This is a genomic window from Gilliamella sp. B3892 (assembly GCF_026536305.1).
GTDB lineage: Bacteria > Pseudomonadota > Gammaproteobacteria > Enterobacterales > Orbaceae > Gilliamella.
This window is the reverse complement of sequence record NZ_JAFNOK010000001.1, coordinates 291,411-317,884: the sequence shown is the minus strand read 5'-3', so window position 1 is coordinate 317,884 and position 26,474 is coordinate 291,411. Positions and strand designations below refer to the sequence as shown.

The 26,474-nt window shown below is 37.5% G+C and carries 24 protein-coding genes; 9 read left to right on the top strand and 15 right to left on the bottom strand.

Annotation, left to right across the window (positions count from 1 at the left end; genetic code table 11):
• The 3 genes from mutY to J3U74_RS01375 all read left to right on the top strand — a co-directional run bounded on the left by mutY (position 1) and on the right by J3U74_RS01375 (position 3,491).
• Positions 1–1,041: an A/G-specific adenine glycosylase gene (gene mutY, locus J3U74_RS01385; RefSeq protein ID WP_416379786.1), complete on the top strand. Its 1,041-nt coding sequence runs from the start codon at positions 1–3 to the stop codon at positions 1,039–1,041.
• 67 nt (positions 1,042–1,108) lie between these two features.
• Entirely contained in the window at positions 1,109–2,302 is a 1,194-nt protein-coding gene (locus J3U74_RS01380; protein ID WP_267329568.1) for an MFS transporter, read from the top strand.
• Positions 2,303–2,450: 148 nt separating this feature from the next.
• Entirely contained in the window at positions 2,451–3,491 is a 1,041-nt protein-coding gene (locus J3U74_RS01375) for an NADH:flavin oxidoreductase/NADH oxidase (protein WP_267329569.1), read from the top strand.
• Positions 3,492–3,594: 103 nt separating this feature from the next.
• Here the strand turns inward: J3U74_RS01375 and J3U74_RS01370 are convergent, their stop codons facing one another.
• On the bottom strand, positions 3,595–4,779 hold the full coding sequence (locus J3U74_RS01370; RefSeq protein ID WP_267329570.1) for an FAD-dependent monooxygenase: 1,185 nt from the start codon (positions 4,777–4,779) through the stop codon (positions 3,595–3,597).
• A 14-nt stretch (positions 4,780–4,793) separates the two neighbouring features.
• Positions 4,794–4,973, bottom strand: a complete 180-nt coding sequence (tatA, locus tag J3U74_RS01365; protein ID WP_267329571.1) for a Sec-independent protein translocase subunit TatA — start codon at positions 4,971–4,973, stop codon at positions 4,794–4,796.
• Between the two features lie 662 nt (positions 4,974–5,635).
• Here tatA and J3U74_RS01360 point away from each other — a divergent pair.
• A complete protein-coding gene (locus J3U74_RS01360) occupies positions 5,636–6,319 on the top strand; it encodes a LexA family transcriptional regulator (RefSeq protein WP_220217909.1) in 684 nt (227 codons plus the stop codon).
• A gap of 252 nt (positions 6,320–6,571) precedes the next feature.
• Positions 6,572–8,407, top strand: a complete 1,836-nt coding sequence (locus tag J3U74_RS01355; RefSeq protein WP_267329572.1) for an ABC transporter ATP-binding protein — start codon at positions 6,572–6,574, stop codon at positions 8,405–8,407.
• An 80-nt stretch (positions 8,408–8,487) separates the two neighbouring features.
• Here the strand turns inward: J3U74_RS01355 and dacB are convergent, their stop codons facing one another.
• On the bottom strand, positions 8,488–9,924 hold the full coding sequence (gene dacB, locus J3U74_RS01350; RefSeq protein WP_267329573.1) for a serine-type D-Ala-D-Ala carboxypeptidase: 1,437 nt from the start codon (positions 9,922–9,924) through the stop codon (positions 8,488–8,490).
• Positions 9,925–10,107: 183 nt separating this feature from the next.
• Between dacB and J3U74_RS01345 the strand changes: the two genes are divergently transcribed.
• Positions 10,108–11,148, top strand: a complete 1,041-nt coding sequence (locus J3U74_RS01345) for a TerC/Alx family metal homeostasis membrane protein (protein ID WP_267329574.1) — start codon at positions 10,108–10,110, stop codon at positions 11,146–11,148.
• A 48-nt stretch (positions 11,149–11,196) separates the two neighbouring features.
• On the opposite strand, the gene cycA is transcribed toward J3U74_RS01345, so the two are convergent.
• A complete protein-coding gene (gene cycA, locus J3U74_RS01340) occupies positions 11,197–12,597 on the bottom strand; it encodes a D-serine/D-alanine/glycine transporter (protein WP_324099764.1) in 1,401 nt (466 codons plus the stop codon).
• Between the two features lie 159 nt (positions 12,598–12,756).
• On the opposite strand from cycA, the gene mltA reads away from it, so the two are divergent.
• From mltA to asmA, 3 genes are all read left to right on the top strand, one after another.
• Positions 12,757–13,851 (top strand): murein transglycosylase A, encoded by a 1,095-nt coding sequence (mltA, locus tag J3U74_RS01335; RefSeq protein WP_255556121.1) that lies wholly within the window; start codon positions 12,757–12,759, stop codon positions 13,849–13,851.
• Between the two features lie 68 nt (positions 13,852–13,919).
• Positions 13,920–14,501, top strand: a complete 582-nt coding sequence (gene dcd, locus J3U74_RS01330) for a dCTP deaminase (RefSeq protein ID WP_267329575.1) — start codon at positions 13,920–13,922, stop codon at positions 14,499–14,501.
• A gap of 33 nt (positions 14,502–14,534) precedes the next feature.
• Positions 14,535–16,415 (top strand): outer membrane assembly protein AsmA, encoded by a 1,881-nt coding sequence (asmA, locus tag J3U74_RS01325; RefSeq protein WP_267329576.1) that lies wholly within the window; start codon positions 14,535–14,537, stop codon positions 16,413–16,415.
• 106 nt (positions 16,416–16,521) lie between these two features.
• On the opposite strand, the gene hslU is transcribed toward asmA, so the two are convergent.
• The 11 genes from hslU to sucC all read right to left on the bottom strand — a co-directional run bounded on the left by hslU (position 16,522) and on the right by sucC (position 26,339).
• On the bottom strand, positions 16,522–17,850 hold the full coding sequence (gene hslU / locus J3U74_RS01320) for an HslU--HslV peptidase ATPase subunit (protein ID WP_255556123.1): 1,329 nt from the start codon (positions 17,848–17,850) through the stop codon (positions 16,522–16,524).
• A 27-nt stretch (positions 17,851–17,877) separates the two neighbouring features.
• Positions 17,878–18,405, bottom strand: coding sequence for an ATP-dependent protease subunit HslV (hslV, locus tag J3U74_RS01315; RefSeq protein ID WP_220217916.1), 528 nt, complete (start codon positions 18,403–18,405; stop codon positions 17,878–17,880).
• Positions 18,406–18,562: 157 nt separating this feature from the next.
• Positions 18,563–19,615, bottom strand: coding sequence for a cell envelope integrity protein TolA (gene tolA / locus J3U74_RS01310; protein ID WP_267329577.1), 1,053 nt, complete (start codon positions 19,613–19,615; stop codon positions 18,563–18,565).
• A 30-nt stretch (positions 19,616–19,645) separates the two neighbouring features.
• Positions 19,646–20,065 (bottom strand): colicin uptake protein TolR, encoded by a 420-nt coding sequence (tolR, locus tag J3U74_RS01305; RefSeq protein ID WP_220217918.1) that lies wholly within the window; start codon positions 20,063–20,065, stop codon positions 19,646–19,648.
• A gap of 2 nt (positions 20,066–20,067) precedes the next feature.
• Positions 20,068–20,748 carry a protein TolQ gene (gene tolQ, locus J3U74_RS01300; protein WP_255556124.1) on the bottom strand — a complete coding sequence of 227 codons (681 nt, stop codon included), beginning with the start codon at positions 20,746–20,748 and terminating at the stop codon, positions 20,068–20,070.
• Positions 20,749–21,144 (bottom strand): tol-pal system-associated acyl-CoA thioesterase, encoded by a 396-nt coding sequence (ybgC, locus tag J3U74_RS01295; RefSeq protein WP_220217919.1) that lies wholly within the window; start codon positions 21,142–21,144, stop codon positions 20,749–20,751. It abuts the gene before it with no gap.
• A gap of 178 nt (positions 21,145–21,322) precedes the next feature.
• Positions 21,323–21,433, bottom strand: coding sequence for a cytochrome bd oxidase small subunit, CydX/CbdX family (locus J3U74_RS01290; RefSeq protein ID WP_220217920.1), 111 nt, complete (start codon positions 21,431–21,433; stop codon positions 21,323–21,325).
• 9 nt (positions 21,434–21,442) lie between these two features.
• Positions 21,443–22,579 carry a cytochrome d ubiquinol oxidase subunit II gene (gene cydB / locus J3U74_RS01285; protein ID WP_220217921.1) on the bottom strand — a complete coding sequence of 379 codons (1,137 nt, stop codon included), beginning with the start codon at positions 22,577–22,579 and terminating at the stop codon, positions 21,443–21,445.
• Positions 22,580–22,597: 18 nt separating this feature from the next.
• Positions 22,598–24,169, bottom strand: coding sequence for a cytochrome ubiquinol oxidase subunit I (locus J3U74_RS01280; RefSeq protein ID WP_267329578.1), 1,572 nt, complete (start codon positions 24,167–24,169; stop codon positions 22,598–22,600).
• 104 nt (positions 24,170–24,273) lie between these two features.
• Positions 24,274–25,143: a succinate--CoA ligase subunit alpha gene (sucD, locus tag J3U74_RS01275; RefSeq protein WP_220217923.1), complete on the bottom strand. Its 870-nt coding sequence runs from the start codon at positions 25,141–25,143 to the stop codon at positions 24,274–24,276.
• A 23-nt stretch (positions 25,144–25,166) separates the two neighbouring features.
• A complete protein-coding gene (gene sucC / locus J3U74_RS01270; protein WP_267329579.1) occupies positions 25,167–26,339 on the bottom strand; it encodes an ADP-forming succinate--CoA ligase subunit beta in 1,173 nt (390 codons plus the stop codon).
• Between the last annotated feature and the right edge of the window lie 135 nt (positions 26,340–26,474).

Sequence of the window (26,474 nt, the reverse complement as noted above, 5' to 3'; positions counted from 1 at the left end):
ATCAATATGCAAAAATTTTCAACTGCCGTACTTAATTGGTATGAACAGTACGGCAGAAAAACACTACCATGGCAGATCGAAAAAAGCCCTTATCACGTTTGGTTGTCCGAAGTTATGTTACAGCAAACACAAGTGGCAACAGTTATTCCCTATTTTAAACGTTTTATCGAGCATTTTCCTCAGATCACAGATTTAGCGCACGCCCCTATCGATGATGTATTACATCTTTGGACTGGCCTGGGCTACTATGCCCGTGCACGCAATTTACACAAAGCTGCGCAAGTAGTCAGTGAGAAATTCCATGGACAGTTTCCCACTCAATTTGATGATGTGGTTGCCTTACCGGGCGTTGGTCGATCGACAGCTGGAGCTATCTTGTCACTGTCACAAAATCAACACTATGCCATTTTAGACGGAAATGTTAAACGAGTATTAACCCGTTATTTTGCGATCGAAGGTTGGCCCGGCAATAAAGCGGTAGAAAACAAGCTATGGCAACTGAGTGAGCAAGTCACACCCAAACAAGATGTGGCAAAGTTCAATCAAGCCATGATGGATATTGGTGCAATGGTGTGTACTCGCTCAAAACCTAAATGCAGTTTATGCCCATTACACCGTGATTGTATCGCTTACCAAACCGATAGTTGGCAACAATATCCAACTAAAAAACCCAAAACAACCATACCTGAAAAATCAGCCTATTTTTTAATGCTTGAAAATAATCATGCCATTTGGCTGGAAAAAAGACCGCCTTCGGGAATTTGGGGAGGGCTGTACTGTTTACCCCAATTTGCAACAGAACAAGCATTAGTCGATTGGCTTGTGGCACGAGGTATCACAACCACCCCGTTAAAACAGTTGGTGGCATTTCGGCACACCTTTAGCCATTTTCATCTCGACATTATCCCTATTTACGGCAAGATAACCAATATAACCTCATGTTTTGATGACGGCGCCGGCTATTGGTACAATCTTAAGGCTGAAAATAGTAAAATAGGTTTAGCAACGCCGATTTATAATTTATTACAACAAGCAAGGTAATAAAAACCGGTATATATCGATTATTTATTTTCTATAACATTGCTCATCATTTTAGATATTTAGATTTATGAACAGCACACATTCTCAAGGCTTATCTTTCTGGCTAGTTTTTCTAATGGCTTTTGCAATTGGCGTGACTATCGCCAGTAACTATTATGCGCAACCCTTATTACACTCAATCACCCATGATCTGCATATCGCTGTTGAACACGCCGGCTCAATTATTATGACCGCACAACTCAGTTATGCTGTTGGTTTACTGTTTATTACGCCGCTAGGCGATATGATAGAGCGTAAGCGGTTAATCCTAATTTTAATGCTGCTATCCACCTGCGGATTAGTCATCAGCGCCTCATCGCAAAATTTATGGATGCTTATTGTCGGAACGGCTATGACCGGACTATTTTCGACCGTTGCACAAGTATTGATTCCCTTTGCCGCCACCTTAGCCAAACCTGAGCACCGTGGCAAAATTGTTGGCACATTAATGAGTGGTATGCTACTTGGCATTTTATTAGGTCGAACTTTTGCCGGTGCCATTTCAACCATTGCTGATTGGCACTATGTTTATTGGATTGCAACCGGCATTATGCTTATTGTTACTTTCCTGCTTTGGTTATCTCTGCCTCGCTATTGTAATCATATCAGTATCAATTATCTGCAACTGCTATTATCAATTGGTGCGCTATACAGACAAGAGCCAGTGTTAAAAATACGCTCTTTACTTGCCATAACCTCATTTGCACTATTTTCACTACTATGGACACCGCTAGCCTTTTTATTAACCGATGCGCCTTACCACTATTCAGATTTTATTATTGGGTTATTTGGATTAGCCGGTGCAGCAGGTGCTTTAGGCTCACCCATAGTCGGTAAATTATCTGATAAAGGAAAAGGCAAAACCGCAACCACTATCGGATTAGCGCTTTTGTTAGCTTCATGGCTACCACTCTCATTGGCACAATATTCGATTATTGCTTTGATATTAGGTGTCATTTTATTAGACTTTGCGGTACAAGTGACGCACGTATCAAATATGAGCGCAATCTACCAAATCAGACCCGAAGCCAGAAGTCGAATCAATACCGGATATATGGTGAGTTACTTTACCGGAGGCATGCTGGGATCGGTTGGCTCAACTTATCTTTTTAGTCATTATGGTTGGATCGCCATTGTTATAGCCGGCACTATTTTAGGCATTTTAGGACTCATTATTTGGTATTTTTATACTAAAACATATACAATTTCTGAAACTTCTTGACAAGGATTAACCAATGCGGGCTGATTGATTTCTCTTTTGCCGATCAAAATATAGGCGTTTAGCTGTTTAAAATAGCAAAACTCAGTGTACTATATCGATAGCAAGATTAAATAAGTTTTAGACAAAAAGATTAGAGAAGGAGTCAAAAATGGCTAAAATATCGTATCTTAATACTCCATTTACTATCAAAAATATATCATTAAAAAACCGCATTGTCATGCCACCAATGTGCCAATATCAAGCAACCGACGGCCTACCTAATGATTGGCACTACGTCCACTACGTCTCCCGAGCTGTTGGCGGTGTAGGATTAATCATTGTTGAAATGACCAATGTTGCGCCTAATGGGCGAATCTCGCCTTACTGCCTCGGTTTATGGAATGATGAGCAGCGTGATCAATTTAAACGGATTGTCGATGCGGTGCATGCACAAAATGGTAAAATTGCGATACAAATTGCCCATGCAGGTCGTAAAGCGCTGGGGACTGATGATGTTGTTTCATGCTCAGCGGTGCGCTATGACGGCGCCAACGAAGCGCATAAACAGTGGGAATATCAAATGCCAAGAGAGCTTTCAAAGGATGAAATTATCGACATTATCGAAAAATTCAAACAGTCAACCAAACGCGCAGTTGAAGCTGGCTTTGATGCAATCGAAATCCACGGCGCTCACGGTTATTTGATTCATCAATTTAGCTCACCAAAAACCAACTTAAGAACCGATGAATATGGTCAAGACAAATTATTATTTGGTGAGCAAGTCATCAAAGCGGCCAAATCGGTGATGCCAAAAGATATGCCATTAATTATTCGCTTCTCGGCGCAGGAATATGGAAAAAATGGCTATGGTGTAGATTATGGATGCCAGATCGCCAAACGATTTTCGGAAGCCGGCGCTGATGTGCTCGATGTCAGTGGTGGTGGCGACGGACAGCTTGATCCGGCAAATACGCCAGATTTTCATGCCGGTTATCAAGTCTATTTAGCTCACGCAGTTCGACAAATCACAAATTTACCGATTATCTGCGTAGGAATGCTTGAAGATCCTTACTTAGCTGATTACGTATTAAGCACCGGCGATGCAGATCTGGTGGCAATTGGCCGGGGATTACTACGTGATCCTTATTGGCCATTACGAATCCCCGCATCACCATTTATTCCGTCATCTTATCAGGTGGCTTTTAAATAGTTTGATTTACGCCTGTAGCTTGCTAACTCTGCGGCTTAGTATTATTTAGTTATAGACTACTAAGCTTAATAGCTGGCTACAGGATGCTAATTTAGAAACGATATTAAATATGCATCGCGTATTTAATTAACTGTTTTTTCAGCGGTAAGCAGTTATCAATAGCATTCATTCCGACTGTTCTTAAAGCCTTTTTCAATAAATTATCGCCATTAAACATATCTTGAATGGTGCGCATTGCAGTTAACATAATTAACGTATCTTTACGGCGCTTGAACTGGAAAGCATTTAAATTAGCGACTAAGCCAATATCTTGCTGGGCATCTTGCAATTGTTTAATGGTGGAAACTAATAACGCAGAATCTTGAAAACCTAAATTAACGCCCTGCCCGGCTAAAGGATGAATAGTATGCGCAGCATCACCAATTAACACTAATCGATGTTTAATAAATTGCTTAGCAAACCTTGCTCTTAATGGGAAAATCATTCTTGGATTAACCAACTGACATCTTCCAACCTTATCACCGGTTAAGCGAAACAGTTCATCAGCAAACGCCGATTCTTGCATTGATTTCAATATTTCGGCATTTTCAGGTTTTGTTGACCAAACTAAACAACTTTTATTAGATTGCCACAATGGTAAAAAAGCAACAATGCCATTAGGGTAGAAAATTTGCCTTGCACACAATTGGTGTGGATATTCGGTTTCAACGGTGGTAATCAAAGCATGATGAAGATAATCCCGTTCAATTAATGAAATCTTCTCTTGTTTTCGAATCCATGAGTGCGCTCCGTCAGCTCCCACTATAAGTTTAGCTTGTATAACGCTATTATCAGCTAATGTTAATAACGCATTATCCTGCTCAAAAACGCTGGCAACAGCTTCATGGGTATAAATTGCAATATTCGGGCAAGCTTTAGCATATTGATAAAGATAGTGACACATAACATGATTTTCGATGATGTAACCCAAATTAGGATAACCATAATCACTCGCATGCGCAGATAAGTGAGCTTGACCGTTTTTTTCCCATACGCCAATTTCAATAAATTCTTGAACACGATTACTGGCATACAACTGATCCCATATACCAATTTGAGCAAAATAGCGTTGGCTTGCACCATTAATAGCTGAAGCTCGAACACCCAAATTATCGGCAACCAGATTTTGGTATTGCTCAATTTTGCTATCAACGATAGCAATAGTTAAATCATAGTGGCTAAGGGCGCAAGCGGTGGCTAAACCAACCAAACCGCCGCCAACAATAGCGATATCAAATTGTCTGTTCATAAACGGCAATATCGTTATTTATTATCAAGTTTATCATTATTACTGTTTACTTCGGTTTCATCATCATTTAATGCCTTTTTAAAGCCTTTTAATGCCGAACCTAAGTCAGTTCCTAAATTACGTAATTTTTTGGTACCAAAGATTAATACCACTACAGCAAGGAACACTAAAAGATGTGGGATACTAAATGACATAACAAAAACCTCTTATAAAGATATATCACTATTTTGCTTAAATTTAGATTAGAAAAATAGATCTTCAATGAAGTGAATGATTATACTCTTTTTAGGGCAGGATTTCAGGAATAGTTAACACAGAATAAAAAAAAGACCTGTATAAAACTATACAGGCCAACATGAAATATAAGGAATATAAGGAAAGAAAACAATGAAAAATCCTTACCCTGCTTATTATCCATTTTTTTTCGCTTAAGTCAACGTTTTTTCTTTGATGTTTGTTATATTTAATAAAAACAGCCAAAATTCAAAATAAATTATTTAAAAACATATAGTTGTAAATATTTGATTTGATGATTTATTCACCCAACATTATTTGATCAATGTCAAATAAATAGCAAAAATAGAATAAAAACCAATACGGTAACTAAAAAAGCACAGAAAAACACAATTTTATAAACGGAAAAAAATAATTCGATTTTTTTCTAAAAATACTCGGTACTTTTTATTTTTAAACGAAAAGAACACCAAAACTCACAATATAAAACGAATTAATCACAGAAATTTAAGAAAAAACAGCGTATCTTTTAATTATTAATATAATCAAATATGTAAAAGTTCTAAAATTTGCACTATAATTAACGAACGGATGAGAAAAGAAAAACGAGATAGAAGTGAGTATGATTAAAAATAACAATGTCAAAACATTTAAAGATAGATTACACAGCTCAATGCAAGGTTTATCCGTTTCTGCCTTCGCAAAAAAATGTGATATGTCAGAAACTGTCATACGTGATTATTTATCTGGTAAAACCTACCCTTCGCTTACCCGTTTAGAGGTGATTGCTGAAAAATGCAATGTATCTTTTAACTGGCTTGCAACTGGCTATAAATTTGATTTATTAGATCCTAAACATGATGAAGATGTTCACAACGAAAATATCTATCGCATTCCAGTTTATAAAAAACAGTTACCCACCAAAGAAGAGGCTCAAAGTCAGCGCTATGTGCGTGAAACACCACCAGTTATGAATTATCCGGTTCTTGAAGGTTGGGCTTCTCACCGTGGCTTAGATATTAAAAAATTAATTATCTATTGGGCTAAAGGTGATTTAATGGCACCGGATATTGAAAACAACAATGGCTTGATTATTAATACTGAACTGACCGAAATTATTGACGGCGCCATTTATTTAATCGAGTATGAAAATTTTACTCTATTAAGAAAAATACGTTTAACCCTCGGAAAGTGGATTTTAATTTGTAATAACGATCAATATCCAACAATTGAAGTACCTAAAGCGCTTTTTGAAAAATATCATATCGTTGGTCGTGTGGTACAAATAATTAAAGACGTATATTAATAGAATAATTAGCAATCTATCGCCTTTGAATATATAATCAATTAAAGAGGAAAAATTAAACATTTTTCCTCGCTTAGCCATTAATTTTTCTTAATTTCAGTAATGATAGGTGTGTACTCAATTGATTTTTTTATTTAATTCATAATATTCATTAGTGCAAAAGTAAATTAGAAAAATATCTGCACTTTTCTCACGTTTTTATTTTATTGATGCTCTCATCAATATCTAACCTTTTTACTCATTAGGTCTTATATGTATCGATTTTTTGAAAAATTGGTGTCACCTTATCCAAAAGATGAACCGCAACCGACAGCTAACAGCTTTTTTAGTTTTATTTGGCAATCGACTAAAGGTATACGCTTTTTTATGCTGCTATTAATTATACTTAGCGGTTTAAGTGGCGCATTTGAAGCCTTTTTATTTGCCGTTCTGGGTAAAGTTGTTGACTGGTTATCTGAAATTGATCCAAGCCAATTTTGGCAACAAGAAAAAGCAACCTTGATATTAATTAGCTTAATCATTTTAGCCAGTACCGTCATAGTTGCATTACAAACCATTATTAAACATCAATCTTTAGCCGGTAACTTTCCGATGAGAATGCGCTGGAAGTTACACCGCTTAGTCCTTAACCAAAGTATGCGCTTTTTTCAGGATGAATTTGCCGGACGAATATCGGCAAAAGTGATGCAAACAGCGCTTGCAGTTAGGGATACCTGCTTTTTAGTTGCAGATATATTTGTCTACGTGCTGATCTCATTTATCACCATGGCCGCTATCATCGGTCAATTAGATCCGTGGCTATTGCTACCATTTTTAGTTTGGTGTGTGCTTTATGGTATTTCGATGTATTACTTTATTCCACGCTTAAGCAAAGTTGCCAGTATGCAAGCTGATGCACGCTCAACGATGACCGGGCGAGTAACTGATGCTTATACTAACATTATGACAGTAAAATTATTTTCTCACGCCGGCAATGAAGCCAAATACGCTCAAGAGTCAATGGATGAATTTCTCGTCACTGTCAATAAACAGATGCGACTGGTTAGCAGTTTTGAAATCGTCAACCATTTACTCTCAGTATTATTAATACTTGGCACAACAGGCGTGGCGCTTTGGCTTTGGACAAATCAAATTGTCGGCATTGGCGCAATCGCCATTACCACAGCCGTTGCACTGCGATTAAATGGCTTTTCACACTGGATCATGTGGGAAATGGCTTCACTATTTGAAAATATTGGCGTAGTGAAAGACGGCATTAACACCTTTTCAGCAGCGAAAACAGTGGTGGATGAGCCTAATGCCAAAGCACTTAAAGTCACTGAAGGTAAAATTGAATTTAAAGATATCTACTTTGCGTATGATAGCAAAGTTCAAAACTCCATTATTGATGATCTTAATTTGACAATCAGGTCCGGTGAAAAAATTGGCTTAGTCGGTCGTTCAGGTGCCGGTAAATCAACACTGATTAACTTATTGTTGCGTTTTTACGATCTACAAAAGGGACAAATTACCATTGACGGGCAAGATATCGCTTCGGTCACTCAAGAGAGCTTACGCTCACAAATTGGTATGGTTACCCAAGATACGTCATTGCTGCACCGCTCAGTGAGAGAAAATTTGCTATATGGCAATAATCAAGCCAGCGAAGAAGAGATGATCATCGCCGCTAAAAAAGCCCATGCCGATGACTTTATTCAAACCTTAGTCGATGCGAATGGCAGAACCGGTTATGATGCCTTTGTTGGAGAACGGGGGATCAAATTATCCGGTGGACAACGACAACGAATTGCCATAGCTCGGGTGATCTTAAAAAATGCGCCGATCTTACTGCTTGATGAAGCAACCAGTGCATTAGATTCAGAAATTGAACAAGCCATTCAAGAATCTCTATACACATTAATGGAAGGTAAAACCGTGATTGCCATTGCTCATCGATTATCGACAATTGCGGCAATGGATAGATTGGTTGTACTTGATCAAGGTAAGATTATTGAACAAGGTACACATCAACAATTGCTCGATAAAAACGGACTTTATGCGCAACTTTGGAAACATCAAAGTGGTGGATTTTTAGCAGACAACATTTAATCATCTGCTTGACAAGAAGTTTCAGAAAACATATACGTTTTAGTAAAAAACAACTATGTTTTCTGAGTTTTTCGATAAGATTACTTGATAAAGTTTTTATAAAAATCTGATTCAAACTTCATAATCGCACCATTTTTTGGCTCACCTTTAGTATCAGCTTGATAGCCGGTTAGCAGTTGCACAAAAGCGACATATTTACCGTCTGATTTTTTAATAAATCCAGCTAAATTATAGCTCCCTTGTATATAACCGGTTTTAGCCATAATCGCCTCTTTGAAAGGTGACTGGTTAAAACTTTTACGATTTTGCAATGTGCCGTCAACGCCGGCAATCGGTAGTTTTTCAATCAAACCTAAGCTACTATTTTTCGCTAAAGTATATTGCAACACTTCCATTAATTTATCAGCGCTTACCAAATTGAGGCGTGATAAGCCTGAACCGTCGGCAAGAACCAGATTTTCCAGATCAATACCCGCTTTTTTGTGTAAGATTTGTTTCACCGCATCACCACCATTACGCCAAGTACCCGGCACATTATAGTAATGAGCGCCTAATGTTCTAAAAATAGTATCAGCATATAAGTTATTAGACTTTTTAAGCATCACGGTTAACAGTTCAGATAGCGGCGCTGATTGGCTTGAAGCTAATAAGGTAAGTTTTGCATTACTCTTTTGGTTTCTTTCAATGATTTGCCCGCTGTAGCTTATTTTTTGCTTTTGAAGCTCGCTTTTTAAAACAGCGCTAAAGTAATCAACTGGATCGATGACAGCAAACTTTAACGCGGTTTTATCAGAGCTTGAAGCAATACATCCTTTTAAATGATAGCGATTTTTATCAGCATATTTTACGTCAAGCTCACAATATTTATCTTGTAAATCTTTACTTTTTGCCGCAATGGTTTTAACTTCACTTGTCACAATAACCGGAATACCTGACGATACCGAAACCGAAGCTGTCGCACCGACTTTATTTGGCGTGACAGTTGCATAAAAACAGTTATCATCGATTATCGCCGCTGAAGGCGGTGCATTAAAGCAAGCGGTTAAATTGTTCCACGACCAACCTTCTGCTTTATCGTGACTGGTAAAGATTGATGTGTCTAAAATCACTTTCCCTGAAATTTTTTCAATTCCCTTTTGACGTAATTGCCCAATCATTGCTTTCAATCTTTCTCGGTTAAACGTTGGATCACCACTTAATTGCACAATCAGATCGCCGTTAAGTTGCTTATTGCTAATACTGCCGCTCGTTTGCATTTTAGTCACAAAACGATAATCGTTGCCTAATTCAAGTACAGCAGCTAAAGCGGTTATCACTTTTTGGGTGCTTGCCGGTTGCTTAAATTGGTCGCTTTTATATTTTGCCAATGTTTTAGGTTTGCTATCCACTGTTTGCACTAAGATTGACAGATCACTTCCCTTAGGTAATGTGGAAATATACGGCTCGACTGATTGAGCCAGGCAGAGATTAGAAAAGAATAAAACCAGGAATAAAATAAAGACTTTGAAATTTGTCATTACAATATGCTCGAATAGTTTATTAAATGAAACAATGGAATAGGGACAATAAATATATCTTTTTTTGATATGCCTATCAATATATACTCAACCACTTTTAAAATTATATTTAATTAAATATTATCCGTTACCTTAACGTGCTAAATTATTACAAAAAAGAATTCAAAATTAGGTGATAAAACTATGATTCAACACTCATTAGGGTTTCCAATAGAAACGGTTGTTATATTTATTGTGCTTGCCTTAACTGCCATCATTATTGATTTATATGCTCACCATAAAGACAAACCGATCAGCTTAAGCAATGCGATTTTATGGTCACTATTTTGGGTAGCGGTTGCTTTCGTGTTTGCGCTTTATTTATATCTTCATCATGGCGGTGAAGTGGCAAGTCTATTTATCACAGGCTATGTACTTGAAAAAGCCCTTTCGGTGGATAATCTTTTTGTTATCATGGCGCTTTTTTCATGGTTTACTGTGCCAAATAATTATCGCCACCGTTTGCTTTACTGGGGGGTGATTGGTGCAATTATCTTCCGTGCTATTTTGGTTATAATCGGTACCGGTTTATTATCATTAGGGCCATGGATGGAAATTGTGTTTTCTGTCATTGTCGCTTTCACGGGCTTTATGATGCTGAAAAATCAAGGCAATGATGAACAGATAAAAGATTACTCCAACCATTTTGCTTATCGCATTGCCAAACGCCTGTTCCCTGCTTTTCCTAAAATTGTTGGGCATCACTTTTTTTTAACACGCGAGCAAGTCAAGGTTGAACTGGCAAAACCTGAAAATAGTCAATTAAAAGATAAACTGCCGAAAAGCCGTTTTTATGCAACGCCTCTATTTCTCTGTATTGTGGTTATCGAACTGAGCGATGTCATGTTTGCCTTTGATTCGGTACCTGCCGTTATAGCCGTTAGCCAAGAACCTTTAATTGTGTACAGTGCCATGATATTTGCTATTTTAGGGCTTAGAACGATGTATTTTGTTCTCGAAGCAATGCAGCAATATTTAGTGCATTTGGGTAAAGCGGTTGTCTGTCTACTGTTTTTTATTGCAATTAAATTAGCGCTAAATGCCAGCAATCATCTTTTCGGATATGGTATAGATATTAGCCCAACTGTCAGCCTTTATGTTGTATTGGCAATATTAGCCATGGGTATTGTTGCAAGCTTTATCTTTCCACAAAAAACACATAAAAAACAGATAAATGATAATTGATAACTTATTGAAGGCTATCGGCAGCTAAGCTGCCGATACAAAAGATGCTTATTGACGTTTCAATGAACGAATAAAGTAACTTACCCCAAGAATAACAAACCAAATAGGGGTTGCAATTAGCGCATGGCGAGTATCAGCTTCTAACGTCAGTAACACAATAACAAATGCAAAAAATGCCAGACAGATAAGACACATCAAAATCCCACCGGGCATCTTAAACGATGACTGTTGATGCAAATCGGCTTTTTTGCGGCGATAAGCAATATAAGAAATAAGAATCATCGACCAAATAAACATAAACAATATAGCTGAAATAGTGGTCACAATAGTGAACGCTTCCATTACATTCGGTACCAGATAGATAAGTACGACGCCACCTAATAAGCACATGCACGAGAATAGCAATCCATTTGCCGGTACTGAACGACGTGATAACTTACCAAAAGGCTCAGGCGCATCTTGTTTTTTAGCCAATCCAAACAGCATCCGACTAGTTGAATAAATACCACTATTTGCTGAGGAGGCGGCTGATGTGAGCACAACAAAATTGATAATACTTGCCGCAGCAGGTAGACCGATCAACGTAAATAGCTCAACAAATGGGCTTTTATTTGGTGAAATAAATGTCCACGGCGTTACGCTCATAATAATAATTAATGCAAAAACATAGAAAAAGATGATACGTGCCGGAACAGAATTGATAGCACGAGGAAGATTCTTGTTAGGATCTACGGTTTCAGCAGCAGTTGTACCAACCAATTCAATTCCAACAAATGCAAAAATGGCTATTTGGAAGCCGGCAAAAAAGCCCATAGTGCCGTGAGGAAAAAATCCACCATAATCCCAAAGATTAGAAAACGCCGCTGTCGTATTGGTCTGTTCTGAATGATAAGCGGTAATAATTAAAACCAAACCAATTGCAATCAAAGCTAAGATCGCCACAATTTTAATCATCGAGAACCAAAATTCGGTTTCGCCAAACATTTTTACTGTTAATAAATTCAAGGTTAATAATAAAATAACCGTTAACAGCATCGGGATCCAAGATTGTAATTGCGGGAACCAATGTTGAGCATAGCCAGCGATGGCAACCACATCGGCAATGCCGGTAATCACCCAGCAAAACCAGTAAGTCCAACCGGTAAAAAATCCAGCCCATGGCCCTAATAGATCATTGGCAAAATCACTGAATGATTTATATTTTAAGTTGGATAGAAGAATCTCTCCCATTGCCCGCATAACAAAAAATAGAATAAAGCCGATAATCATATAGACAAAAATAATCGATGGCCCCGCTAAGCTAATGGTCTTACCAGAACCCATAAACAAGCCGGTACCAATTGCACCACTAATTGCGATCAGCTGAATATGCCGATTAGAGAGATTACGCTTAAGATCATTGTTTGTGGATGTGATACTCATTGCTTTGATTACCTTTCGTTTTACAATTTTCGAATTTTTGGGAGTATAGGACTATAAAGTCTATGGCGCCAGATCGCAAGCTGAAATGTTATGAAAACTTTTTATGGATCAATGATAATTATTGGTAGTTTCTTATAATGGAATTGTGTAGCATAGCTAACTATGATTAATAACTGACTAAAAATAATGGCTAAGATGAAAGAAAACAACCACTATTACCGTATTTATACCGTATGTCTTTTACTTGTATTATCACTTCTGACCGGTTGCCAAAGCGGTTCAGGTAAACAAACAAAGCAGTATCAAGACGGTCAATTACCGTTAGCTTTGAACATTAGTCACCCCAAATTAGATACGCCAGTTAATATTTCCGATTATATTATTCAAGTTGAAAAAATAAAGTTAACCTCGCCTTCTTTATACCGAAAAAATGAACATATTTATAAAGCGGTTGATGCATGGATTAACCGATCATTAGGTGCACATGAATTTGATAAAATTGGGCTAAACAGTTACGAAATGGGCGGACAAGACGGCTATGGGAATGTTCATTTAACCGGCTATTACACACCGGTTATCAAAGCCCGGCACAAACCTACAGGCAGATTTAAATACCCAATCTATAAAATGCCAGCCAGCAATAGTTTTAAAGGACAATTACCTAGCCGTGAGCAGATCTATAATGGTGCTTTAAATGGCAAAGGATTAGAAATTGCCTACAGCGACTCGCTAATGGATAACTTTATTATGGAAGTGCAAGGCAGTGCTTATATTGATTTTGAAGATGGCACCCCTTTAGTATTTTTCTGTTTTGGTGGCAAAAATGGGCATGGCTACTCAAGTATTGGGCGATTACTGGTTGAACAAGGCGAAATTGATAAAGATAAGATGTCAATTCAAGCAATTAAAAATTGGGCAAAAACCAAAAATGAAAAACAGCTTAAGGCGCTATTAATTCAAAACCGATCTTTTGTGTTCTTTAAACCACAATACAACGCCGAAGTTAAAGGGGCTGCTGCTGTGCCTTTAATTGCTAATGCGTCAGTTGCATCAGATAAATCATTAATTCCAACTGGATCAGTGGTGTTAGTCGATGTACCGTTACTCGATAGCGACGGGCAATATCGTGGAAGACGTGAAGTGCGTTTAATGGTGGCATTGGATGTCGGCGGAGCGATTAAAGGACACCATTTTGATCTCTATCTAGGAATTGGCGACAAAGCAGGCAAACTTGCAGGATTTTATAACCATTATGGTCGTGCATGGGTAATAAAACCTTAAACTATCGGCATCGACGCCAATTAAAGAACCTGCTAAAATAGACCAAAAAGTAGATTTAAGGATAATTCATGAGATTATGCGATCGAGATATCGAAGCGTATTTACAAAGTGGTAAATTAAAAATTACGCCACAACCAGCTGCAAGCTGTATAAATGGTGCAACGGTTGATGTCCGCTTAGGCAATCAATTTCGTACTTTTAGGGAACATACCACCCCTTTTATCGATTTAAGTGGTCCAAAGGAGGAAGTATCCGCCGTACTAGAACGTGTAATGAGCGAAGAAGTGATATTACCGGAAGGTGATGCCTTTTATCTTCACCCCGGTGAACTTGCATTAGCGGTAACTTTAGAATCGGTGACGATCCCCGATGATTTAGTCGGTTGGCTCGACGGTCGTTCATCATTGGCAAGATTAGGATTAATGGTGCACGTCACGGCTCATCGGATCGATCCCGGTTGGCAAGGACAAATCGTATTAGAGTTTTACAATTCAGGAAAATTACCATTAGCGCTAAGACCCGGCATGACCATTGGCGCATTAAGTTTTGAAACATTAACAGGCCCCTCAGCAAGACCATACAATCGTAGAGAAGATGCAAAATATAAAGACCAACATGGCGCAGTCGCCAGTCGTATTGATAAAGACTAATACAGTTTATAACCTTACTATAGGAACATTAATATGATCAAAAAGATATTGGTTATTTTATTAATTTTAATTCTGGTTGTTGTAATCAGTATTGCTTCACTGATAGTTTTTGTTAATCCTAACAATTTCCGTGGGTTTATTTCAAACACAATAAAAGATAAAACAGGTTATGAGTTAACTATTGAAGGCGATCTGCGTTGGCATATCTGGCCTCAAGTAAGTATATTAACCGATTCGGTAAAATTGTCTGATCATGGTGCACAAAAACCTATTTTAACTGCGGATAATATGCGGTTAGATGTTGAACTCATGCCGCTTTTTTCTAAGAAATTAGAAATTAAAAACGTTTTTATTAAATCAGCAATGATCAACATTACCGATGAAAGTAAAGGCGATATGGCCAAAAATCGTGAGCAAAGCACATCGAATAATTCAACCGATCAATCATCAACAACTAATAACGAAAAAAGTGCGTCAAACTGGAAATTTGCCTTTAATAAATTTGAAGTTGCAGATAGTACAATCGCGCTCCAACGCAATGATGATTTGATAAACTTTAGAAATATCAATCTTACAGTTGAGCAATCCAACGATAAGAATATTTCAATAGATTTAACCGGGAACGTTGATAAAAATCAACAAGATTTATATTATTCCATTAACGCTAACGTGGAGATGAGCCAATTTCCACAAAAGGCAACGATTAAATTAAATCGATTTGATTACACCTATAAAGGCGTAACCAGCTCAGACCAAGTGTTTAAAGGTAATTTGAATGCAGTTATCAATTATCAAAAAGAGCCTATGCAACTGAGCAGTCAAAATATTGCTTTTTCTGTTAATGACAACCATTTTGCCGGAGCACTAATCGCAAAATTAGAGAGTAAACCTTATATCGATTTACAACTCAATTCTAACAAGCTCGATGTCGCTTCCTTTTCACAGCAAAAACAAAAATCGAAGGATAATGTAGCCGTCCAACAAACCCCTCCGGTTGTATCGCAAGTTACAAAATCCAGTAATGAGTTAGACTTTCTTAATAGTTTTAATGCCAAAGCACAACTTAATATTAAGCAACTTATCGCTGATAAGATTACACTTAATAATCTTAAAGTTGATATGGTAAATAACGACGGGATTGCAACTATTAAAGATATCGATTTCGACTTTGCCAAAGGTCATGTTTCGGCAAATGGTGTTGCTAACGGTAAACAGAAAAATACGTTGATCAAACTCAACACTAAAGCGACTAATATTGATCTCAATACCTTTTTTAATCAAATTCAAACCGCTTATGATCTTGAAGGTTCAGTCAACGCTAATGGGGTATTAGAAGCCAGCACGCTTTCAAGCGCAAAATTACTCAGCTCTTTAGCAGGTAATATTGATATTAGTGTTAACAATGCTCGGCTTAATAATCTTAATATCCAAAGCATTATCGAAAATGCCGCAGCGGCATATAATAAAGATGCAATCACGCCAGAAAATCAGAAAAAATATACTGAGTTTCATAACATTTCAACCAGCGCATCGATAAGCAATGGTAATATTCAACTAAATACCGTCAATGCAAATTCTGAAACACTTGATATCGTTAATGGATCGGGTCGAATTGGCATTATGGCAAAAGATTTAGATGTGAATTTAAATATCAAAATGTTAGGTGGCTGGAACAGTAAAAGCGATACGATAGCCAAGCTACAAAAAATAACAATACCATTACGCATTTATGGTCAATTTGCTAATTTACGTTATCAACTCGATATCGCCAAAGTGCTTACTGAGGTATTTAGCGATAAATTACAAGATCGTTTAGAAAAACTACGCAATAAAATTGAGAATGGTGGATCTAAAGATAAATCAAATACAAAATCAAAAGCGCTTGATATTTTAGGTGGTTTACTTAAAAAGTAACGTTTTGATAACCAAGTAAACGTTGAAGGTAATATTAAATAGACGTTTATCAGATATAAAAAAAGGTGAGTTTAACTCACCTTTTTTATGACTGACAAATCAGGTTTTATAGAATAAATTTGCTTAGATCTTCATCCGCAACAAGTTTATCTAAGTGATCACTGACGTATTTAGCATCAATGGTAATTGTTTGCCCACCAAGTTCACTGGCATCAAAAGAGACCTCTTCCATTAAACGCTCTAATACAGTATGTAATCGACGTGCCCCAATGTTTTCATTTTGTTCATTAACCTGCCATGCTGATTCAGCGATTTTCGCAATACCATCTGCAGTAAACTCAATATTAACACCTTCAGTGGCTAACAATGCTTTGTATTGCGCAGTAAGTGAGGCATTTGGCTCAGTTAAAATTCGCTCAAAGTCTTTACTGGTTAATGCTTGCAATTCTACCCGAATCGGTAAACGACCTTGCAACTCAGGAATCAGATCCGACGGGCTGGCAGTTTGGAAAGCACCGGAAGCAATAAATAAAATATGATCAGTTTTTACCGAACCATGTTTAGTTGAAACAGTACAACCCTCAACTAAAGGCAGTAAATCACGTTGTACACCTTCACGTGATACATCCGGCCCAGATGAGTTGCCACGTTTACAAACTTTGTCGATCTCATCAATAAACACAATCCCATTTTGCTCAACCGCTTCAATCGCTTCATGTTTAAGATCGTCAGGATTAACCAATTTAGCAGCTTCTTCTTCAATCAATTGCTTAAATGCATCTTTAATTTTCATTTTACGTGGTTTAGTTTTTTGTCCACCTAAATTTTGAAACATTGATTGTAATTGGTTAGTCATCTCTTCCATTCCCGGAGGCGCCATAATTTCTACGCCAATATTCACGCCGGCAACTTCAATTTCAATCTCTTTATCATCAAGCGCACCCTCACGTAATTTTTTACGGAACGCTTGTCTTGCAGTTGAATCGTTATTGTTTTCAACTTGTCCCCAACCATCTTTAGCCGGTGGCACTAAGACATCTAAAATACGATCTTCAGCTAATTCTTCAGCTCGGTTACGATTTTTTTCAATCGCATCTTGTCGAATCATTTTGACTGCTGAATCAGTTAGATCACGAATAATAGAATCAACTTCCTTACCGACATAGCCAACTTCGGTAAATTTTGTTGCTTCAACTTTTATAAATGGTGCATGGGCTAATTTTGCCAATCTTCTTGCTATTTCAGTTTTACCAACACCTGTTGGACCAATCATTAATATATTCTTTGGTGTCACTTCATGGCGTAATGCTTCATCAAGTTGCATACGGCGCCAACGATTACGCAGTGCAATAGCGACAGAGCGTTTAGCTTTATCTTGTCCAATAATATGTTGGTTTAATTCGCTTACAATTTCGCGAGGAGTCATTTCAGACATAATAGTAGTTCTCTTAAATCAGATTAATTAATAATTGAGTTCTTCAATAGTTTGGAAATTATTAGTATAAACACAAATATCACCAGCTATCGATAATGATTTTTGCACAATATCATGCGCTGAAAGTGAAGTGTTATCCAATAATGCGCGTGCTGCGGCTTGTGCATAAGGACCGCCAGAACCAATTGCGATTAAATCATCTTCCGGTTGAATAACATCACCCGTACCGGTAATAATTAATGATGCAGTTTCATCAGCAACGGCAAGTAAAGCTTCTAATTTGCGTAACATTCTATCTGTTCGCCAATCCTTCGCTAACTCAACGGCGGCTTTAGTTAAGTGCCCTTGGTGCATCTCTAATTTGCGCTCAAATAGTTCAAATAGTGTAAAAGCATCGGCAGTCCCACCAGCAAATCCTGCAATTACTTTGTTATTGTATAAACGACGAACTTTTCTGGCATTACCTTTCATGATAATACGTTCACCTAATGTTACCTGCCCATCGCCACCAATAACTACTTGCCCATTACGACGAACACTGACAATTGTTGTCATATTCTGCTCCTTCTTTTACATAAAAACTTAATTTGGAATGAATAGCGTATATATTGGGATGATTAATCGTTTTTCAACATCTGTTAATCAAGATGTTGAATTTTATTGTTTGACAAGAACTTTCAGAAATACTCTACGTTTAAGTAAAAAATCACAACTATTTAGGTTGGAAATCGATTGTCATTGTTTTTACTTGATTATATAGCGCACTGGTTGGTTTGGGGATCACGGCTAATTTTGTTGCTGTCAATGCTTCCCGACAAAGGGCATCATCTCCACCTTTAGCATTGACATTAAGAAGTAAGCCGTCAGGGGCAATTTGAATTTCTAAAATACAATTTTTACCGCTATAGAGCCCATTAGGATTATTAAAATTATTACGGATAGCAGTTTGTACTAACGATATATACTTACCTAATTCCCCGTTCGAAACCCCTCTACGATTAGGCGTTCCACTGGACGAGTTTGAAGATCCCGAAGTTAGGCCGCCTAAAAGTTGATTAAGCTCCTTATCTCTTTTAGCTTGTTCAGCTCTTGCTCTGGCCGCTTTTTCTTTGGCGGCCTTTTCTGCTGCCTCTTTAGCGGCCTTTTCTTTCGCTTCTTTTTCGGCCCTTTCTTTCGCTTCTTTTTCGGCCCTTTCTTTTGCTTCTTTTTCAGCCCTTTCTTTCGCTTCTTTTTCTGCCCTTTCTTTTGCTTCTTTTTCGGCCCTTTCTTTCGCTTCTTTTTCGGCCTTTTCTTTTGCTTCTTGAGCGATTCTTTCTGCTTCTCTGGCAGCCCTTTCTTTTGCTTCTTGAACTGCTTTTTCTGCTTCTTTGATGGCTCTTTCCGCTTCTTTGGCGGCCTCATTGGCAGCGATTTGTTCTAGCCTTTGTTTCTCAGCAAGCTCTTGACGCTCTTTTTCTAACTGTTTCAGCTGCTCTTGCTGTTCGAATTGTTTTTGCAAAAATTCGTCAGTCTGACTATTAATTTGTTCTTGTCGTTGATTATGAGCGCTTTGCTGATTAATCTGTGATTGTAATTGCCTTTGATATTGCTCATTTAAGACCGAAGGATCGACCATAATTGCATCAATAGAATTTCCATTAATGCTACCAAAGTTAGCATCGCTGTCTTGCATAAAACGGTAACCTAAAATAACAATGATAATTCCATGCAAAATAATCGATATTAAAACCGGCACACTTAATTTTGAGTTTAACTTATTAGACATCGCTGACACTTTTTATATGTTTGTGTTTATTTAAATTGGGTTAGTCATCAATCCAACAGATTTGACACCAGCAGATTGCAATAGATTCAACGCTTTGATGATCTCTTCATAAGGAACATTTTTAGCCCCGCCAACTAAAAAAACAGCTTTGTCATTAAGCGACATTTGTTGTTTAACTTCAGCAACAATCTGTTCTTCCGGTAGGTTTGATAGCCGATCTTGATCAATGATTAATGTGTAAATCCCAACACCTGACACTTCGATAATAATCGGTTTATTCTCAGTAGGTGAAACGGTTTTAGATTCAGATGCTTCCGGTAGATCAACTTCAACACTTTGGCTGATAATTGGGGCAGTTGCCATAAAAATAAGTACTAAAACTAATAATACATCCAATAGCGGAACGATATTAATTTCAGACTTAGTTGTATAACGTGAACGTCTACTCATAATTATTTCCTAACTGCCACTGCTTGGCGTTGCAAAATTGCTGAAAACTCATCGATAAAGTTAAGATAATTTTGTTCCATTCGACTAACGCTAAGTGATAATCGATTATAAGCTAAAACAGCAGGAATTGCGGCAAATAAACCGATAGCGGTGGCAATTAGCGCCTCAGCAATACCTGGTGCAACCATTTGTAACGTTGCTTGTTTTACTGCACCAAGAGAGATAAACGCATGCATAATCCCCCAAACGGTACCAAATAAACCGATATATGGGCTGATAGAACCAACAGTTCCTAAGAAAGGAATATGTAACTCTAAATTATCCAATTCTCTGTTCATTGCTAAACGCATTGAACGTGATGCGCCATCTAAAGCGGCTTCCGGCATATTAGGATTAATTTGATATAAACGAGAAAACTCTTTAAAGCCTGAATAAAAGATATGTTCTGTACCACAAATATCTTCTTTGTTTAATTTTGCTCTGTCAAATAAAACATTTAGATCATCAGCAGACCAAAAGCTATTATCAAATTGCTCTACTTGTTTTTTTGCTTTGTTTAATATTTTACTTCGCTGAAAAATAATAGCCCAAGACATTACCGAGAACAGAAGCAACAGTAACATTACACATTGTACTAATAAACCTGCTTGTAAAAATAGATCAATAATATTAAGATTTTCCACTTATATAAACTCCAAAACTAATGACTTAGGAAGCGCACATGGCTTCATTTTTGTCATGTCGACACAAGCAATAACCACATCAGCGGTGCTGATAGCCTGCTTATTTTGATTAAAAATAGTCTGCTTAAAAATAATAGACGCCTTGCGAATTAGCTCAACTTTACTGCTGATAGTTAGCATGTCATCTAAACGAGCTGGAAAGTCGTAGCTAATATCCAACTTTTTAACCACAAAAGCAATACCTTCTTGTAATAACTTTTGCTGACTGATACCGATCGCTCTTAACATTTCTGTTCTGGCGCGTTCAAAAAAAGCGAGATATCGAGCATGATAAACTACGCCCCCCGCATCAGTATCTTCATAATAGACTCTTGCATTCCAGTCGAACTGTTTCATATTTAATATTTGAACCCGTAAAATTTAGCGCTCATTATATATGAATATAAAATTTGCTGCACTATGATATAAAAATAGTTAAATGAAAACAATTATCATTTATAACTTATTCTCATCTTACCTCAGTTAAAAATTAAAAAGGTGACAAAATGCCACCTTTCAACTGATTAATGAATGTTTATTTATCGTCAGCTTCTTTTTCATTACTATTGCGTTCAACCCACAGGCCGGTTACAACAGCAAGCATACAAGCAGCAATAAGACCTACAAACCATAATACATAATACATAATTGCTCCTTAATAAAGTGAATGCTTGTTATTTTCAATATGATTTTTATCAAGTCGTCCAAACATCTTGATATAACACCAAGTGGTATAGAGCAAAATTATTGGTAAAAATATTAAAACAACAACTAACATAATATTAAGTGTTAACTGACTTGATGAAGCATCCCAAATCGTTAAACTAGCATTTGGCATGATGCTCGATGGCATGATAAACGGAAACGTTGCAATACCATAAGTAAATAACACACAAGCGATAGTTAATGCTGATAATAAAAACACTAAACCATTTTTATTTAATCCGGAGCATAAAATCGTTAATAATGGTAAAACAATACCTAAAATAGGCACGATCCATAAGATCGGATAATTCATATAGTTGGTTAACCATGAACCATCGGTCGATACGGTTTTACTTAAAGGATGAGAAGTGCCATTGTAATCAATCACACTGGTAATTTCATAACCATTGATACCAAATATTACCCATACTCCAGCTAATATAAATGCCACTATCATAATAAGGCTGGCAATTTGTGTAGCTTTACGTGCTCTTAAATAGAGCTCACCGGATGTTTTCATTTGTAACCATGCACCACCATGAGCAACAAATAGCATTAAGCTGACAATACCGGTCAAGATAGCAAATGGATTAAGTAAACCGAAGAAATTACCGTCATAAAATACTCGATAAGAGTTATCAAATCTAAACGGCACACCTTCTAATAAATTACCAAAAGCCACACCAAAAACTAATGCCGGTACAAAGCTACCAAGAAAAATAGCAATGTCCCACATGTTTCGCCACTTCGAATTTTCTAATTTACTGCGATAATCAAAACCAATTGGTCTGAAAAATAACGCACAAAGCACTAATATCATCGCAATATAAAAACCAGAAAACGAAGCCGCATATGCCATTGGCCAAGCGGCAAAAATGCCGGCACCAGCGGTGATCAACCACACTTGGTTACCGTCCCAATGGGGAGCAATAGCATTTATCATAATTCGGCGTTCAGTATCCGTTTTGCCGATAAAAGGTAATAAGATACCCACGCCCATATCAAATCCATCTGTGATAACAAAACCGATTAAAACAACACTAATCAGCACCCACCAGATGACGCGTACAATTTCGTAATCAATCATTGTGTATACTCCTATGTCCTATTCTGTTACTGATTGTGTTTTTTCATAATGATAGTTACCCGTTCCTAAAGAGCTAGGCCCTAAACGAGCAAACTTAAACATTAAGAACATTTCAGCAACTAAAAATAGCGTGTAAAGTCCACAAATAAGTACCATAGTAAATAACACTTCACCCGGTGTTAAGGATGAATTTGCCACCCCAGTTGGTAAAATATCTTGAATTGCCCATGGTTGACGACCGTATTCAGCCACAAACCAACCGCATTCACAAGCTAACCATGGTAATGGTAAAAATAGTACTAACATACGAGATAACCAACGTTTTTCGCCAATCTTGTTTTTATACGTTGTCCATAATGCCAGACCTGTTCCTAAAATCATCAGCAAGCCAAAGCCAACCATTCCTCTAAATGCCCAGAATAAAGGCCAAACAGTCGGAATTGAGTCTTCAGTAGCCGCTTTAATATGCGCTTCGGTTGCTTGCGGAATGGTTAAGTTATCACGATCGGTAAATCGCTTGACTAAGTAACCATAACCTAAGTCAGCTTTATAAGTTTCAAATGCTTTTAAAACCTCAGGATCTTGGCTACCTTGTTGGATTTTCTCCAGATTGGTATAAGCTAAAATACCATTACGAATTCTTGTTTCATTACTTGCTAAGATATCTTTTAAACCAATAACTTGCGTATCTACTGAACGCGTCGTCATTAAGCCCATTACATATGGGATCTCAATAGCAAATAAATTTTCTTTATTTTTTTGTGAAGGAAAAGCAATCACATTAAATGATGCTGGTGCGGGTTGAGTTTCCCATTCAGCTTCAATTGCAGCTAGTTTTGCTGGCTGAACGGTCGTCATTTCGTGACCGGCTTCATCGCCCATAACAGCAACAACAATTGAGGTGATAAAACCAAATGTGGCGGCCACAGCAAACGAACGCTTAGCAAATCCAACATCCCGTTTTTTCAATAAATAATAGGCGCTAATACTTAATACAAAAATAGCCCCAGTTAAGTAACCGGCTGCCACAGTATGAACGAATTTATATTGCGCAACTGAATTGGTAATGAGCTCATAAAAGTTCGCCATTTCCATACGAGAGTTGATCGGGTTGAAATCTGAACCGATTGGAAATTGCATCCAACCATTTGCAACCAAAATCCAAAGTGCAGATAAATTTGAGCCAAATGCCACACACCAAGTGACCATAAGATGTTTACCACGGCTTAATCTGTCCCAACCAAAAAAGAACAAACCAACCATAGTTGACTCTAGGAAAAATGCCATTAAACCTTCGATAGCTAATGGTGCGCCAAAAATATCCCCAACGTAGTGTGAATAATAAGACCAATTGGTACCAAACTGAAATTCCATGGTTAAACCGGTTGCCACACCAACAGCAAAGTTGATAGCAAAAAGTTTACCCCAGAATTTAGTCATATCTTTCCAGACTTGCTTACCACTAACAACGTAGACGGTTTCCATAATTGCAAGCATAAACGCTAGACCTAGCGTCAATGGTACAAAAATAAAATGATACATTGCTGTGAGTGCAAACTGAAGGCGTGATAGTTCTACGATATCTAACATAGGTGCTCCCTAATCCTTTAAATGCCCACAAAATTTATAACGTTATTTACGCTTATTGTACAACAATATTTAGAGAATAAAAATTGATAAATATCAAAAATTGATCATTTAATACGTTTTTTTACTGCTTCACCAATATCTGCTAGACTACTAACAACCGTGATACCTGCTGCTTGTAATGCTTTCGTTTTTTCTTCTGCCGTGCCTTTGTTACCCGATATAATAGCGCCTGCATGTCCCATACGTTTACCGGCAGGTGCCGATACGCCAGCAATGTATGCAACAACAGGTTTAGTAACATTGTGTTTGATATATTGCGCCGCTTCTTCTTCAGCGCTACCTCCAATCTCACCAATCATGACAATTGCTTGAGTTTTAGGGTCTTGTTCAAGTAATTTTAAAATAGAAATAAAATCACTTCCCGGGATTGGGTCTCCACCGATGCCAACGCAAACCGATTGCCCTAATCCAATATCTGTTGTTTGTTTAACTGCTTCATACGTTAACGTTCCGGAGCGAGAAACAATGCCAACTTTACCGGCTAAATGAATATGTCCCGGCATGATGCCAATTTTACACTCATCCGGAACAATAATGCCCGGGCAGTTTGGACCAATCATTGTGACATTTTTTTGAATGAGTTTTTCTTTTACCACTAGCATATCTAAAGTAGGAATGCCTTCGGTAATACAGACTATCAACTCAATACCGGCATCAATTGCTTCTAAAATAGAATCTTTACCAAATGCCGCAGGAACATAAATAACACTAGCAGTTGCGCCGGTCGCTAAAACGGCTTCTTTAACGGTATTAAACACTGGCAAACCTAAATGCGTGGTTCCACCTTTACCCGGTGTAACACCACCAACTAATTTTGTTCCATAAGCTAACGCTTGCTCTGAATGAAAAGTGCCTTGACTGCCGGTAAAACCCTGACAAATAACTTTGGTATCTTTATTGATTAAAATTGACATAATTATTGTTCTCCACTCTTCCTTTATTGTGCAACCGTCACGATTTTTTGTGCCGCATCGGTTAAGCTTTCTGCGGTAATAACATTTAATTTGCTATCAGCTAAAATCTCTCTGGCAAGCTGCGCATTATTACCCTCAAGCCGAACAACAACAGGAACAGTCAGACCAATTTCTTTAATTGCACTGATAATACCGTCAGCAATTAAATCACAACGAACAATACCACCAAAAATATTGACTAAAATAGCCTTCACATTTTGGTCAGATAAAATCAGTTTAAAGGCTTCAGCAACACGCTCTTTAGTGGTGCCGCCACCAACATCAAGAAAATTAGCCGGTGCACCGCCATACAGTTTGATCATGTCCATAGTCGCCATTGCCAAACCCGCACCGTTCACCATACAGCCAATATTGCCGTCAAGTGATACATAGCTAATGCCTTGCTTTGCCGCAATCGATTCACGTTCATCTTCTTGAGTCGTATCACGTAAAATGCTTAAATCGGGGTGTCTGTACATAGCATTATCATCTAAGACCACTTTAGCATCTAAACAGATTAACTGCTCACAACCAGTAATCACCAGCGGATTAACTTCGGCCAGTGAAACATCATTTTCTAAAAATAGATTAGCAAAATTGACAAAAAGTTTAGCAAATTGGTTAATAAGTTTACCGCTTAAGCCCAATTTAAAAGCCAACTCACGACCTTGAAAAGCGTTTGCGCCAGTGAGTGGATCGAGGGAGACTTTATGAATTAAATGAGGAGATTTTTCAGCAACACTTTCAATATCAACCCCGCCTTCAGTTGATGCCATAATCACAACTCGTTTGGTACTACGATCAATAACGGCACCTAAATAGAGTTCTTTCACAATTTCAGACGCTTTTTCAATTAAGATTTTATTTACCGGTTGCCCTTTTGCGGTTGTTTGATAAGTTACCAGATGTTGGCCTAACCATTTTTCAGCAAAAATTCTGATTTGGTTAAAATCTTCGGTACATATTACGCCACCGGATTTACCTCTTCCCCCGGCATGAACCTGACATTTAGCCACCCAAGCACCTTTCTGCGTTTGTGATGACAATTCAGCTAATGTATCTTGAATTTCATCAATTGAGTTACAAACGTACCCTTCAGGTACAGGTAAATTGTATTGTTTAAAAAGATGTTTGGATTGATACTCATGCAAGTTCATAAATAAATTCCGCAACTTAGATTGATATAAAATTGTAATAATTCTAATCCAAGATGAATAAATTGTGTAGTAAATAATAACTCTTGTTTATTGTAATTGAGAATTATTGCTGATAAGAAGTGACAATGATATACT